Origin of the sequence: Massilibacteroides sp. (assembly GCF_028705895.1) — a bacterium.
In the GTDB taxonomy this organism is placed as follows: Bacteria; Bacteroidota; Bacteroidia; order Bacteroidales; family Tannerellaceae; genus Massilibacteroides.
Window position 1 is genome coordinate 1 of record NZ_JAQWCQ010000044.1, and the last position, 14714, is coordinate 14714.

Below are 14714 nucleotides of genomic sequence, written 5' to 3' on the forward strand. Positions count from 1 at the left end.
ATTGTCTATCAATACATCAGGGAGTATTACCCTAAGCAATTCTTCTGGGTTCATACACGCAAAGTTATGTTATATTCTTAACCTATGAAAGGAAGGATATCCACCGAGAAAATCCGCTGATCCGAAATTCTTTATATTATCTTTTACACCTTTTTTACACCCCACAAAATCGCAAATCCCTGATTTTCAATTGAAAATCAGGGATTTTAAGTACCCAGAGCCGGGATCGAACCGGCATGGAAGTGAATCCACTGGTGTTTGAGACCAGCGCGTCTACCAATTCCGCCATCTGGGCATTTTTCTTAATGCGTTGCAAAGGTAGAGTTTTTTTTTGTTCTCACAAATGCTACTGCTCTTTTTTTTGACATTGCTTATTTTCTATGATTTATTGGTTTTCTTTAGGAAATAAATGATGGAATATTTCGTTTACTTTGTAGTATGATCACTAAAAAAGAAGTCATGACAGATAATTATTGTGTTATTATGGGTGGAGGTATTGGTAGCAGATTCTGGCCATTCAGCCGTGAGACTTATCCAAAACAATTTCTTGACATGTTTGGCACGGGACGTTCGTTGTTGCAAATGACAGTTGACCGGTTTTCCAAGATTATCCCTATGGAGAACATATATATTGTTACGAACGAACTTTATGCTCCCTTGGTAAGGAAACAGCTGCCTGAACTGAAAGATAAACAGGTATTGCTTGAGCCTTCGAGAAGAAATACAGCTCCTTGTATTGCCTATGCTTCTTATCATATCAGAGCGTGTAATCCCAATGCAAATATCGTAGTAGCTCCTTCTGATCATTTAATTTTAAAGGAAGATGTTTTCCTGAGAGACATTAAAAAGGGGTTAGATTTTGTAAAGCATAATAACGCCTTAGTTACCTTAGGGGTTAAGCCCAGCAGACCTGAAACCGGATATGGTTATATTCAAAGTGATGAAGAGGCTATTGGTAATTTCAATAAGGTTAAAACTTTTACAGAGAAACCTAATACTGAATTAGCTCAGGTGTTTTTTGAAAGTGGAGAGTTTTTCTGGAACTCAGGACTCTTTCTATGGAATGTATCTTCTATACTAAGTGCGTTTGAACGTTTTTTACCGGATATTACTGCGAGATTCAACTTAGGTCTTGATAAGTTTAATACTTCGGAAGAAAAGACCTTTATAGACGAAAACTTTGCTTATTGCCAAAACATCTCCATAGATTATGGAATAATGGAAAAGGCAGACAATGTATATATGCTTGGTGTTGACTTTGGCTGGGCTGATCTGGGAACGTGGGGATCTTTGTTTGATATTGCCAACAAAGATGACAAGAACAATGCGCTATTAAAGAGTAATGCCATGCTTTATGATAGCAGCAACAATCTGATTGCTTTAGGCGACAAAGATAAATTGGCCGTAGTACAAGGTTTAGATGGTTATATTATTGCTGATTCGGGCAATGTGTTGCTTATTTGCAAAAAAGAGGACGAACATAGAATCAAACAATTTGTAGCTGATGCTCATTTAAAGTTCGGCAAGGAATTTAATTAAGATTTTAAGGATTCAAATAACAATAAAAAAGGCCGCTCTGTCTCAGAGGGGCCTTTTTTCTAAGGTTAACAAATTTTATGAGTAAAAACCACTAATGAATCAATTTGTTTCGTCTAAAAATCCGTTGAGCTGATTTAGCCCACGAATACGGTTGCAAAGATAGATAAATTCTTATTCAACAAAAAAGTTTTCTGCTTATTTGTATTCAGACCGTATGTTTTCTGCTGTCTGCGCTAATTCTTCTTGAGTTACCTTTATCTTTTCTTTACCGAAATAAATATCCGATTCTTTTTGAATCGGCACAAGATGAATATGTGCATGTGGCACTTCCAGACCGATGACTGTTAATCCGATTCTTTTACAAGGAATGGCTCTTTGTTGCGCCTTAGCGACTTTCTTTGCAAAAGCCATCATTCTTCCCAACAAATCATCATTCAGATCAAAAATATAATCAATTTCTTGTTTAGGAACAACCAATGTATGTCCCGCAGCAATAGGATTTATATCTAAAAAAGCGAAAAATTCACTGTCTTCTGCAATTTTATGACATGGGATTTCGCCATTAATAATTCTACTAAAAATAGTTGCCATGTGCTATATGAATTAGATAGAAATATCCATGATTTCAAAACTCATCATCCCCGAAGGAACAGCTATCTCAACGATCTCTCCTTTTTTCTTTCCCAAAAGACCTTGAGCAATAGGTGTACTGATTGCTATTTTACCTTCCTTTAAGTTGGCTTCCGAATCAGAAACTAACGTGTAAGTCATTACAGCATTATTTTTTGTATTCTTAATTTTTACCTTGTTCAATATTTGCACCTCGTCTGTTTTCACACGGGATTCATCTATAAAGCGTGCATTCGCTATAAGACCTTTGAGTTGAGCTATTTTTGCTTCCATCAGGCCTTGGGCTTCTTTTGCTGCATCATATTCTGCATTCTCCGACAAGTCGCCCTTATCGCGCGCTTCCGCAATCTGAGCTGATATTTCAGGGCGTTTTACCGTTTCTAAGTATGTCACTTCAGCTAACAATTTATTGTAGCCTTCTTCTGTCATATAAGTAACTGCCATATTAAATTCTCCTTTATCTTAATTTTGTGAATTTCTCAATAAAAAAAGAATCCCGACCAAACCTTGTGATCGGAACTCTCGTTGTTTCTAATACAATGCAAATATATATAATATCAGATTGTTCTCCAAACGGAGGTCAATGCTTTATAACACAAATTGTTCTGTTTTATCTATTTACTATAAAACAGCCTTTAGATCTGCTTCTAATGTCTTTATGTCTTCTATACGCTTTACAAGATTACCTTTCTTATCCAGAAGGAACAATGCCGGTAATTGCTTAACATTGTATATAGCGGCTGCTTGCGAATAAACATTTTGCGGATCACGGACACAAGTCCAGGGCAGTTTACTTGACACATTCATCCATAGATGCTCATCTGTATCTAAGGATATTTGATAAATCTTCAGCCCCTTATTACTATATTTTTCATAAAGCTCCCCTAAAAGCATATTCAATGAAGGAGACCATTCTGTCTGATAAGCGGTAAAATTAACAATCACAGACGATCCTGTAGCAACAGTCGCTAATTTTACTTTTTCTCCTTTTAAATTAGGTAACTCAATGTCAATAAAATTGACTTCTTTTGTCTCAATATCGTCAAAATCAATTTGTCTTTGACTACGAATAACCTTGATAGATTGCAAGGCAAGATTATATAAATGTTTCGTTCTGGCGCTATTCGGATAATAGTGATCATAACTCGTTGCTACTGCGCTATAGGCTTTTGAATCATCCTTATCATATAAATCAAAAAACAACAATCCATCTACTTGTTGGAACAAAGCAAAATAAGCCGCAGTTGACATCGGTGCTCCATAAATATATTTGCGGGCTACTTCTTTATAAGCTTTTGCCGTTTCTATCACTTTATCCTTATATACACTATCTTCAATCAGCTCTGCTTCATATTCCTTCCTGAGCTTGTTGATTTCCACATTTGCATCTAACTGCGCTAACGTAATACTTTTTATTGCTTTTGCATTTTCTGAACCTTCTACAGAATATGAGGTTGCAAATGTCCCTGCATCAGCAACAAAACTCACGACTTCGGTTGAGTCAATAGAAAAATTAATCAATTGATTGTTTAGCCTTAATCTGTAGAAGTCGGGATAATCAGGTTTGGGAGATTTAAATTTAAACTTGCCTGTATTTGTAAGTTTAATAGAGTCTAATAAAGTAACATTTGAGATACCCACATTCTCAAGATATAGCATTTGCTTGTCTCCTCCGGAGATAACCCCTTTAACCGTGAAATTAGTTGAATCACCACAGGCCGTTAAAAGCATACACAATATGCCAAACAGAACAAACAGCAACGAAGATAAGTGTTTCATTTATTTAAATTTTATTATGAATGCAAATATACATTATTTGCCATATAAATACATAGCGCTCTACCGGTATTTATTATCAAAAAGACATAGAATATAAGCTTTGTTGTGAAAACCTGTCATATCTGCTATTAAAAACAGACAGGCTTTTGTCCTCAAAAAGGGACATCGCGCGCTTTTTATTTTCATTTACATCCATTTAGCGCAAACTTTCATTACATTTGCAACAATTTTATAGATAAAAAATAAGAAAAGAAGATTATGCTTAATCCAATTAACAAGACGATCAAGTTAGGTGATGGAAGGTCCATTACCATCGAGACCGGGAAATTGGCTAAACAAGCGGACGGAGCCGTTACTGTAAGAATGGGTAATACGGTTTTACTCGCTACCGTTTGTGCAGCAAAAGATGCAAATCCCGGTGTTGATTTCATGCCGCTTCAAGTAGAGTACAAAGAAAAATTTTCAGCATTAGGACGTTTCCCTGGTGGATTTACAAAAAGGGAAGGCCGTGCATCAGATTATGAAATTCTCACTTCACGTTTAGTGGACCGTGCATTGCGTCCATTATTTCCGGATGATTACCACGCAGAAGTTTATGTAAATATTATTTTATTCTCAGCAGATGGAGAAGATATGCCGGATGCTTTAGCCGGATTGGCTGCTTCGGCTGCTCTTGCTGTATCAGATATACCATTTAACGGACCGATTTCTGAAGTACGTGTGGCACGTGTTGATGGAAACTTTATCATAAATCCCACCTTCTCTCAATTGGAAAAAGCAGATATCGATATAATGGTCGGTGCTACAATGGACAATATAATGATGGTAGAAGGCGAAATGAGCGAAGTTCAGGAAGAAGAAATGCTTGAAGCCATCAAGATTGCTCATGAAGCCATCAAAGAACAATGTAAACTACAACTTGAATTATCTGAAGCTTGTGGCAAATTGACAAAACGCGAGTATTGTCACGAAGAAAACGATGAAGAGTTGCGTAAGGATGTTCACGATAAATGTTATGCGAAAGCATATGCTGTAGCCACTTCAGGAACAGGAAAGCATGAACGTGGAGAAGCTTTTGAAAATATAGTTGCAGAATATAAAGCATCTTTGTCTGAAGAAGAATTAGCAACAAAAGCTGAAATGATAGGACGCTACTATCATGACGTTGAAAAAGAGGCTATGCGTCGTGCAATCTTAGATGAAGGGAAACGTCTTGATGGTCGTAAAACCACGGAGGTTCGTCCTATCTGGACAGAGATTGACTGTTTGCCCGGCCCGCACGGATCAGCAATTTTCACACGCGGTGAAACGCAGTCTTTGACTACTGTTACATTAGGTACTAAAGCTGACGAAAAGTTAGTTGACGACGTACTCAATCATGGAAAAGAACGTTTTCTCTTGCATTATAACTTCCCTCCGTTCTCAACCGGAGAAGCCAAAGCTTCACGCGGTATCGGTCGTCGTGAGATTGGTCATGGAAACCTTGCTCATCGTGCATTAAAACGTATGATACCTTCAGACTATCCCTATGTAGTACGTGTAATTTCCGACATTCTTGAATCTAACGGTTCATCTTCAATGGCTACCGTTTGTGCCGGCACATTGGCACTTATGGATGCAGGAGTAAAAATCAAAAAGCCGGTTTCCGGAATTGCTATGGGATTAATCTCAGAGAACAAGGGGACAAACTATGCCATTCTTTCGGACATTCTGGGAGACGAAGATCATTTAGGAGATATGGACTTCAAGGTAACAGGAACAAAAGATGGTATTACGGCAACACAAATGGACATTAAGGTTGATGGTTTATCATATGAAATTCTTGAAAACGCATTGGCACAGGCAAAAGCAGGCCGTATGCATATTCTAGGGAAGATCACTGATTGCATTGCAGAGCCGCGTGCAGAACTCAAGCCTCATGCTCCGCGTATTGAAACACTTACAATTGGCAAAGAATTCATCGGAGCAGTTATCGGACCGGGTGGAAAAATCATTCAGGGTATTCAGGAAAAAACCGGAGCTACTATTACAATAGAAGAAGTGGACGGATTTGGACAGATTGAGATTTCCGGAACAAATAAAGACACGATTGACGCTGCAATGAGAGCAATCAAGGGAATTGTTGCTGTGCCGGAAGTAGGAGAAGTTTACGAAGGTAAAATTTCGTCAGTAATGCCTTATGGTGCATTCGTGGAATTTATGCCAGGGAAAGATGGGTTGCTTCATATCTCTGAAATAGATTGGAAGAGATTAGAAACAGTAGAGCAAGCCGGATTAAAAGAAGGAGATACAATTCAGGTGAAATTAGTGGATGTTGACAGTAAGACCGGGAAGTTTAAACTTTCGCGAAAAGTACTTCTTCCTAAACCTGAAGGATACGAAGAGCGCCCACCACGTACTGAACGCCCACCAAGAGGTGAACATCGCGGACCACGCCCTGAACGCAGACAGGATTAATAATTAATAATAGACAGAAAGCTGTTTTCTTTTTAGGGAACAGCTTTTTTGTTTGCCTATACCATAAGAATATACCGATAGATAAGGGAATCATTAGCCCCCCCTAACGCTTTAGCACATGCTACAGGTCTCATAGAACAAAAAAATATGGTGAAAACAGGTCTTATAACTGGGATAATTGGTTTAATTTTGGGCTACATTTTATTAATCACATTAGGAATTAATGGTTTACTATAAATAATATGCTAATCCCATGAAAAAGACACAACCTGTTTTTGCATTCTTATTTACATTTTTATTCACGACATCTTTTACTAACCTATATGCAAGTGAAGCCGACCTTGCGATTCCGGATTTACACGAAGGTGCATTTCATATTTGGGGAAATTCCGTTTCCGCCTGGGATTTTCTCTTTTACGGAGCATTAATCATTTTAGGAACATTAGGGTTTAGCCTCTTTTTATTTAATCAGATAAAAAAAATGCCTTCTCATAACTCTATGCTGAAGGTGGCAAATACGATTTACGAAACTTGTCGTACCTATTTGCTTCAACAAGGAAAGTTTTTATTGATGCTATTCGGTCTGGTTGCCATTGTTCTGTGTGTTTACTTTTTTGGACTTGCAGGAGAAAGCTTCTCGGTTGTTATTCAAGTACTCCTCTTTTCTATTGTAGGTATGTCCGGCTCTTATGCTGTCGCCTGGTATGGAATAAGAGTAAATACATATGCAAATGCGCGAACGGCCTTTGCTGCTCTTCGCGGTCGTCCATTAGATGTAGTCAATATACCACTAAGAGCAGGAATGAGTGTAGGACTATTTCTTATTTCTCTGGAATTAGTGATGATGGTCTTTATTTTGCTTTTCGTTCCTCGTGAAATTGTTGGAATATGTTTCCTTGGTTTTGCGATCGGAGAATCTCTCGGAGCAAGCGCCCTGCGTATTGCCGGAGGTATTTTCACTAAAATAGCCGATATCGGTTCGGATTTGATGAAAGTTGTTTTTAAGGTAAAAGAAGATGATCCGCGAAATCCGGGCGTGATAGCCGATTGTACAGGAGACAATGCGGGAGACAGCGTAGGTCCTACTGCAGACGGTTTTGAAACATACGGGGTAACGGGAGTAGCGTTAATCTCTTTTATAACTCTGGCTGTAACAGACCCGGATATGCAAGCGAAATTAATTGTATGGATATTTGGAATGCGCTTTCTTATGGATTTCCTTTCCGGTTGTTCCTTTTTCATCAACCAGGCTATATCGGAAAGACTTTATGGGAACAAGAAGTCGTTTGATTTCGAAGCACCATTAATGCGTCTGATCTGGATTGCTGCCATTCTCTGTATTTCTGCTTCATTTTTTATGAGTTATCTGCTTCTGGATGATATTGCTGTTTCAGGATTGTGGTGGAAGTTAGCGGTAATAATAAGCTGTGGTACACTTGCGGCTGTACTTATTCCTGAATTTACGAAGATATTTACAAGCTCTAAGTCAAAGCATGTTCAGGAAATTGTGACAGCTTCGCGCGAAGGAGGAGCTTCATTAAATATATTATCGGGGATTGTCGCCGGAAATTTCAGTGCGTTCTGGACTGGATTATTGATTGTTGGTTTGATGGGCTTAGCTTATTTTACTGCCGGATTAGGTTTAAGTGAAGTATTAGGGCCTCATGCCTCTATCTTTGCGTTCGGGTTAGTAGCGTTCGGATTTCTTTGTATGGGGCCGGTTACTATTGCTGTTGACAGTTATGGTCCGGTGACCGATAATGCCCAGTCCGTTTTTGAGCTATCCCAGATTGAACAGATTCAAGGCATTGAAGCAGAAATAGAAAAAGACTTTGGATTTAATCCTGATTTTGAAACGGGCAAACACTATTTAGAAGCAAACGACTCTGCGGGAAACACATTCAAAGCCACGGCAAAGCCTGTGTTGATAGGCACGGCTGTTGTAGGAGCAACGACTATGATCTTTTCGATCATTCTCTTATTGGAAAAAGCCGGATTATTAAGTCTTTCGCTAACCGATGCACCTGTACTACTGGGACTCATTTGTGGTGGTGCGGTTATTTTCTGGTTTAGCGGTGCTTCTATGCAAGCCGTGACAACAGGAGCATACCGAGCTGTGGAATATATAAAACGCACGTTCAACATGAATAAAAAAGAAGCTGATATCGAAGATTCTAAATCTGTGGTAAAGATTTGTACGCAATATGCACAAAAGGGAATGTGGAATATTTTCTTAGCTTTGATATCTTTAACCTTGTCTTTTGCGTTTATGGATCCGAATTTCTTTGTTGCGTATCTTGTTTCGATTGCTGTCTTCGGCTTATTTCAGGCAATTTATATGGCGAATGCCGGAGGGAGTTGGGATAATGCAAAGAAAGTGGTAGAAGTGGATCTTAAAGAGAGAAACACACCGCTTCACGAAGCGGCCGTTATCGGAGATACTGTTGGCGATCCTTTCAAGGACACATCCTCTGTTTCGCTCAATCCGATAATTAAGTTTTCTACCTTGTTTGGGTTATTGGCTACTGAAATCTGTATTGAAATGAAGGCGAACCCCGGACATGACTATTCCGCTTTTATCGCTATACCGTTTCTGTTAATCGGACTTTATTTTGTATGGCGTTCGTTTTATAAAATGCGGATACCGGTGAAATGATTTTTTTTAATTAAGGTAAACATATGAGAAATTTTTTAGTAACACTTGTATTATTTTGTGGTATAACCACTGTTGTAGTAAAAGCCCAGATGAAACCAGCCATCCCGTCTGATCCGAAAATCGAGAAACGGGTTGAGGCTCTGCTTAAGAAAATGACTTTAGAAGAAAAAGTCGGTCAGATGTGTGAAATCACGATTGATGTGATAACCGACTTTGAAAGTCCCAACGATTTTAAACTGAGTGAAGCGCAGCTTGACACGGTTATCGGGAAGTATAAAGTCGGTTCTATCCTGAATGTTCCGCTTAGCGTTGCCCAGAAAAAAGAGAAATGGGCGGAGACGATCAAAAAGATTCAGGATAAATCATTAAAAGAAATCGGAATCCCTTGTATCTATGGGGTGGATCAGATTCATGGAACGACTTACACACTGGATGGAACACTCTTTCCTCAGGGGATAAATATGGCTGCGACGTTTAATCGTGAGCTTATGCATCGTTCGTCTGAAATCTCGGCTTACGAGACAAAGGCTTGTTGTATTCCCTGGACATATGCTCCGGTGATGGATTTAGGACGTGATCCACGTTGGGCGCGCATGTGGGAAAGTTTTGGAGAAGACAGTTATGTGAACGCTCAAATGGCTTCGCAGTCGGTCAGAGGTTTCCAGGGGGATGATCCCAATAATATCGGGAAATATCATGTGGCGACCAGCCTTAAACACTTTATGGGATATGGCGTTCCTGTTTCAGGGAAAGACCGTACTCCTTCTTCTATCTCGACAATCGATTTGCGCGAAAAACATTTTGCTCCTTTTCTTGAATGTATCCGCAACGGTGCTCTGACACTCATGGTTAATTCCGGAGTAAACAATGGGATGCCTTTTCATGCCAATAAAGAATTGTTGACCGGTTGGCTGAAAGAAGACCTGAACTGGGACGGAATGATTGTTACCGATTGGGCAGATATCAATAATCTTTGCACGCGCGACCATATTGCGGCAACGAAGAAAGAGGCGATAAAAATAGCGATCAATGCCGGTATCGACATGTCGATGGTTCCCTACGAAGTGAGCTTCTGTACTTATCTGAAAGAATTGGTTGAAGAAGGCGAAGTACCTATGGCGCGCATCGATGACGCCGTACGACGCGTGCTTCGACTGAAATACCGTTTGGGTTTGTTTGAAAATCCTTATTGGGATAGTAAAGAATACGATAAATTCGGCAGTAGCGAGTTTGCCCAAGTCGCATTGAATGCAGCGGAAGAGTCTTTGGTCTTGCTGAAAAATGAATCAAACGTGCTCCCTTTAGCAAAAGGAAAAAAAATATTGCTGACAGGTCCTAACGCCAACTCCATGCGTTGCCTGAACGGCGGTTGGTCTTATTCCTGGCAGGGAGACCGGGCTGATGAATGTGCGCAGGCGTATAACACCATCTACGAAGCTCTTGGTAACAAATACGGACAAGGCAACATTATCTATGAACCGGGTATAACCTATGCAACCGGTAAAGGTGCGCTATGGTGGCAGGAGAATGAGCCGGAAATAGAAAAAGCAGTACAGGCGGCTGCTTCGGCAGATGTGATTATCGCTTGCGTAGGTGAAAATTCGTATTGTGAAACACCGGGTAATCTGACAGATCTGAATCTTTCGGCCAACCAGAAAGAGTTAGTAAAGGCTTTAGCCGCAACTGGAAAGCCGGTAATCTTAGTGCTGAACGAAGGTCGTCCGCGAATTATCAACGAGATAGTTCCTTTGGTACAAGCCGTTGTCCATATCATGTTACCGGGAAATTACGGAGCCGACGCGTTGGCTAATCTTTTAGCAGGAGATGCTAACTTCAGCGGGAAATTACCCTTTACATATCCTCGTTTGATTAATTCTTTGGCTACTTACGACTATAAACCCTGTGAAAACATGGGGCAGATGGACGGAAATTACAACTACGATGCAATAATGGATGTGCAATGGCCTTTCGCGGCAGGATTAAGTTATACGTCCTACAAATACAGCAACTTCAGCGTAAACCGTTCTGATTTTAGCGCAGATAACGAATTAACGTTCAGTATTGATGTGACAAATACGGGAAAAGTAGCCGGAAAGGAAACTGTACTTTTATATTCCAGTGACTTAGTTGCAAGTATAACTCCGGATAATATTCGTTTGCGTGGTTTTGAAAAAGTTGCGCTTCAGCCCGGGGAAACAAAAACGGTGACTATGAAACTGAAAGGAAGCGATCTCGCTTTTGTCGGTTATGACGGGAAATGGATACTTGAAAAAGGCGACTTCCGCATGACTTGTGGAAATGAGAAGCTGATGATCCAATGTACCGATACGAAAAAATGGGAAACCCCAAACAAGTAATATCGACTTTCTGTAAACAAAAAGAGACGCTCTAAAAAAACATCATGTATTTTTTAGAGCGTCTCTTTTTATTTTATTGTTAAAAAACTCAGGAATCATCCTCTCGGTATTCCAGAATATCACCCGGCTGACAATCCAATTCCTTGCAGATCGCTTCCAGCGTAGAAAAGCGTATCGCTTTCGCCTTGCCTGTTTTAAGCACAGACAGATTTGCCGGGGTTATATCCACACGTTCCGCCAGTTCTCCGAGCGAAATTTTTCGCTTGGCCATCATCACATCCAGATTTACTATAATTGGCATTCTTCTTGTTTTTTAATCACATACCTTGTAGCTCGATAGGACTTAAAGCCTGAATACCTTCCTGAGGTTTGGCATTATAAAGCACTTTGAAAAGTTCGAATTTTTCACCTAAGGTATTTTTTATTAAGTTGATTTTCATTTCGTCTAATTGCTTTTCCAATAGTTCAGTAAAGAAATCTTTATTGGCATTATAAGCGAAAACACTATAATCTTCTAATTCGGCAAGTTCTGCGGCTGTTTCAATGGCCGTACCAACATTCCCTAATTTATCTACAAGACCTCTTTCTAATGCCTGTTCGCCGGTCCATACCCTTCCCTGAGCAATAAAATCAATTTCCTCTTTAGTCATTCCACGACCTTCAGCGCAACGGGTAAGGAATAAATCATAGGTACGTTCTACGTTAGCCTGAATTAATGCCTTCTCCTGATCCGTCATTGGGCGTGTAAGATTTCCTAAATCGGCTAATTCATTGGTTTTTACTACATCGGTGGTTACCCCTATTTTTTCAGCAGTTCCTGTAAAGTTTGGTATTATACCATAGACTCCGATTGAACCGGTAAGTGTAGTTGGTTCTGCTACGATTTGATTAGCAGCGCATGAGATATAATATCCACCTGAAGCAGCATAACTTCCCATAGAAACGACAACAGGTTTTTTCTGTTTCAGTTCGTACACCTGTTTCCATATCTGTTCGGAGATATAGGCACTTCCTCCACGAGAATTTACACGGAAAACGACCGCTTTAACCTCGTCATCGTCATTAAGTTTACGAAACTCGTCAACCATTTTCTCGGAAATAGTCTGTTCATCCATGCCGAAAGAAGAACTACCGGAAGATTCCTGGATAATTCCTTCCGCATATAAAATTGCTATTTTATCTTCTTTTACTTTTGTCTTATCTTTGATACGGCTCATCTGACTTACATCGGCCGTTTTAAATTTATCTTCCTCTGCCTGTCCCGCTAACGCCTTAACAGCATTTTCTGCCTCGTAACGATAACGAATAGCATCTACCAACTGGTATTCTAATGCCGTCTCAGCTTTATCTATAAAATGACCGTCATTAATAAACTCATTCAACCTTTCTTCCGAGATACGACGACTTTGAAGAATAGCAGAAGTCATATTCTTCCATATACTTTGTTGAAAAGAAGTTATCTGTTCTCTGTTTGCATCGCTATATTTCTTTAAGAAGTAAGGCTCAACAGCTCCTTTGAATGTGCCGACCTTGAAAATTTCATATTTGACACCAACTTTTTCAGCCAGTTCAGGGTAAAAGATGCCGATAGACGATAAGCCGGTCAGGTAAATATTTCCTAAAGGATTAACAAAAACAGAGTCGGCCATACTTGCGATATAATACCCGCCCTGTGTATAGGCATCTGAATAAGAAACGATAAATTTACCGCTTTCTTTAAATTCCCCTAAAGCATCACGTATAGCACTTGCTGTTGCCGGAGAAACAGATGTTTGTCCCATTTCAAGATAAATACCTTTAATATTGTCATTTTCTTTTGCTACACGAATGGAACGAAGGATTTTAGACAAAGACAAGGACTCCTTCTCGCCCATAAGTTCCAAAAAAGGATTGGTAACGTTGTTTTCAACGATTTCACCATCTAAGGAGAGTTTGAATACCGTGTTTTTTTTCGGTTTGTATTCCGAATCGCCACTACTGCTTGCAATACTGACAAAAAGACCAAATACAGCCACACTTACCATAATAGTTACTCCTATTAATACACCGAATGTGGATGCAAAAACATTCTTAAAAAATTGTTTCATAAATCTGTTTTATTAATTGTTATTATATTGTTAAATCCTGTTCTTCTTTCATCTTTAAGCCTATAGAAAAAGACTCTGCTATAACGAATGAAATCAATCCATAAATCCAGTACGAAGAAAGAAACCACTCACCCGAAGCAAGTTTATAATTGTCAAATTCAAAAAAAACCTGCGTTCGTTGAAACATATAATATTGATCAATACCATACATCAAGGCAAGAACAAAAAACGATATTCCCATAAGTCGAAGTTTTAAGATTGTCGATTGTTCAAAAAATTTCGCCGATTGAATTGCTGTAATTATTTTATAAAAACAAATTAGAATCACAACAAAAGAAATAAGACTCAGAAAACCGAATAAAAGAGTTCTTATTTCTGCCCACCAAGGTTCTTTCTCATTAGCATAAACAATAATCTCATGATATTCGGCCGGACAATATTGTCCTGTTCTTTTATTAAGAATCGAGTCTTTCGGCATAAAATTATCAGTATCAAGCAAAAGCGTCATAGAATGACGTTCTCCTATTTTTTGTGTAAAATGATCCGGATCACGATGATGATATCCTTCGTTAAATCCTTGACTGAAACTTCCTGATCCCTTATACATTTCGTAACCGAGTGCTGCAGTAAAAACAACCATCAGAAGTAAACTGTATATCTTTAATCTTGTTTTCATTGATACTATTTTATATTGTTTTAGGGCTTGTTTTTATCGTTTATCGATATGCAAATAAAAATAGTTTTTTTTGAATAACCAAATATTTTCGATAAAAAAATATTGATATTCGATAAAACATTATTGAGATAAGACTTGTTTGTTTCCCTTGAGCGTTTGTAAGTCATACCTTAAGAACGGGTTTAAACATAGCAATGATGTTTATATTTTTTATTCGCAAACTTGAGAAAACCGAGTCGATATGGAAAATTCTGATGGGGTATTCAAGAGAAAAAGGTACTTAAAAAGTGGACAAAAACCAGGTTTGATTGTCTAAAAAAAGCCCGTTTTTTGTCTGTTGAAAATCAACATAAAAATACCTTAAAAATATAAAGGATATTTTTGCAAAAATATCCTTTATATTTTCCAAAATAACCTTTATATTTTTTTATTTATTCTAATGAGTTGATTCATTATTTAAACACCATAGTTTGAAACACAAAAAAGGGGTGACCTCACGGCGACCCCTTCTCTTTAACTTTGTGTGTTTTGTG

General features: G+C 38.8%; 10 protein-coding genes, 1 tRNA gene and 1 pseudogene. 5 read left to right on the top strand and 7 right to left on the bottom strand.

All coding sequences use genetic code 11. The annotated features are described in order from the left end of the window. Positions 1-211: 211 nt before the first annotated feature. Positions 212-295: transfer RNA gene (locus PHT93_RS11085), tRNA-Leu, on the bottom strand. Between the two features lie 164 nt (positions 296-459). Here PHT93_RS11085 and PHT93_RS11090 point away from each other — a divergent pair. Then, positions 460-1539, top strand: coding sequence for a mannose-1-phosphate guanylyltransferase (locus PHT93_RS11090; protein WP_300242867.1), 1080 nt, complete (start codon positions 460-462; stop codon positions 1537-1539). A 195-nt stretch (positions 1540-1734) separates the two neighbouring features. On the opposite strand, the gene PHT93_RS11095 is transcribed toward PHT93_RS11090, so the two are convergent. From PHT93_RS11095 to PHT93_RS11105, 3 genes are all read right to left on the bottom strand, one after another. Further along, positions 1735-2130 (bottom strand): HIT family protein, encoded by a 396-nt coding sequence (locus PHT93_RS11095; protein WP_300242869.1) that lies wholly within the window; start codon positions 2128-2130, stop codon positions 1735-1737. Between the two features lie 12 nt (positions 2131-2142). After that, the gene (gene greA / locus PHT93_RS11100; protein ID WP_300242871.1) at positions 2143-2613 is read right to left on the bottom strand and encodes a transcription elongation factor GreA; all 471 of its coding nucleotides are present in this window, start codon (positions 2611-2613) and stop codon (positions 2143-2145) included. A 177-nt stretch (positions 2614-2790) separates the two neighbouring features. Beyond that, the gene (locus PHT93_RS11105) at positions 2791-3948 is read right to left on the bottom strand and encodes a TlpA disulfide reductase family protein (protein WP_300242873.1); all 1158 of its coding nucleotides are present in this window, start codon (positions 3946-3948) and stop codon (positions 2791-2793) included. A 258-nt stretch (positions 3949-4206) separates the two neighbouring features. Between PHT93_RS11105 and pnp the strand changes: the two genes are divergently transcribed. The 4 genes and pseudogenes from pnp to PHT93_RS11125 all read left to right on the top strand — a co-directional run bounded on the left by pnp (position 4207) and on the right by PHT93_RS11125 (position 11418). Further along, positions 4207-6405 carry a polyribonucleotide nucleotidyltransferase gene (gene pnp / locus PHT93_RS11110; protein ID WP_300242875.1) on the top strand — a complete coding sequence of 733 codons (2199 nt, stop codon included), beginning with the start codon at positions 4207-4209 and terminating at the stop codon, positions 6403-6405. 99 nt (positions 6406-6504) lie between these two features. Beyond that, positions 6505-6642 (top strand): annotated as a pseudogene (locus tag PHT93_RS11115) (Di-and tricarboxylate transporter); the annotation flags it as partial. 16 nt (positions 6643-6658) lie between these two features. Next, on the top strand, positions 6659-9061 hold the full coding sequence (locus tag PHT93_RS11120) for a sodium-translocating pyrophosphatase (RefSeq protein WP_300242877.1): 2403 nt from the start codon (positions 6659-6661) through the stop codon (positions 9059-9061). A 23-nt stretch (positions 9062-9084) separates the two neighbouring features. Further along, positions 9085-11418 carry a glycoside hydrolase family 3 N-terminal domain-containing protein gene (locus PHT93_RS11125; protein ID WP_300242878.1) on the top strand — a complete coding sequence of 778 codons (2334 nt, stop codon included), beginning with the start codon at positions 9085-9087 and terminating at the stop codon, positions 11416-11418. Positions 11419-11506: 88 nt separating this feature from the next. On the opposite strand, the gene PHT93_RS11130 is transcribed toward PHT93_RS11125, so the two are convergent. From PHT93_RS11130 to PHT93_RS11140, 3 genes are read right to left on the bottom strand one after another with little or no spacing between them, the layout of a single operon-like run. After that, positions 11507-11719: a helix-turn-helix transcriptional regulator gene (locus tag PHT93_RS11130; RefSeq protein ID WP_300242880.1), complete on the bottom strand. Its 213-nt coding sequence runs from the start codon at positions 11717-11719 to the stop codon at positions 11507-11509. Between the two features lie 16 nt (positions 11720-11735). Continuing rightward, complete coding sequence (gene sppA / locus PHT93_RS11135) at positions 11736-13505, bottom strand: signal peptide peptidase SppA (RefSeq protein WP_300242882.1); 1770 nt, start codon at positions 13503-13505, stop codon at positions 11736-11738. A 22-nt stretch (positions 13506-13527) separates the two neighbouring features. After that, positions 13528-14181: a DUF2975 domain-containing protein gene (locus PHT93_RS11140; RefSeq protein ID WP_300242884.1), complete on the bottom strand. Its 654-nt coding sequence runs from the start codon at positions 14179-14181 to the stop codon at positions 13528-13530. Between the last annotated feature and the right edge of the window lie 533 nt (positions 14182-14714).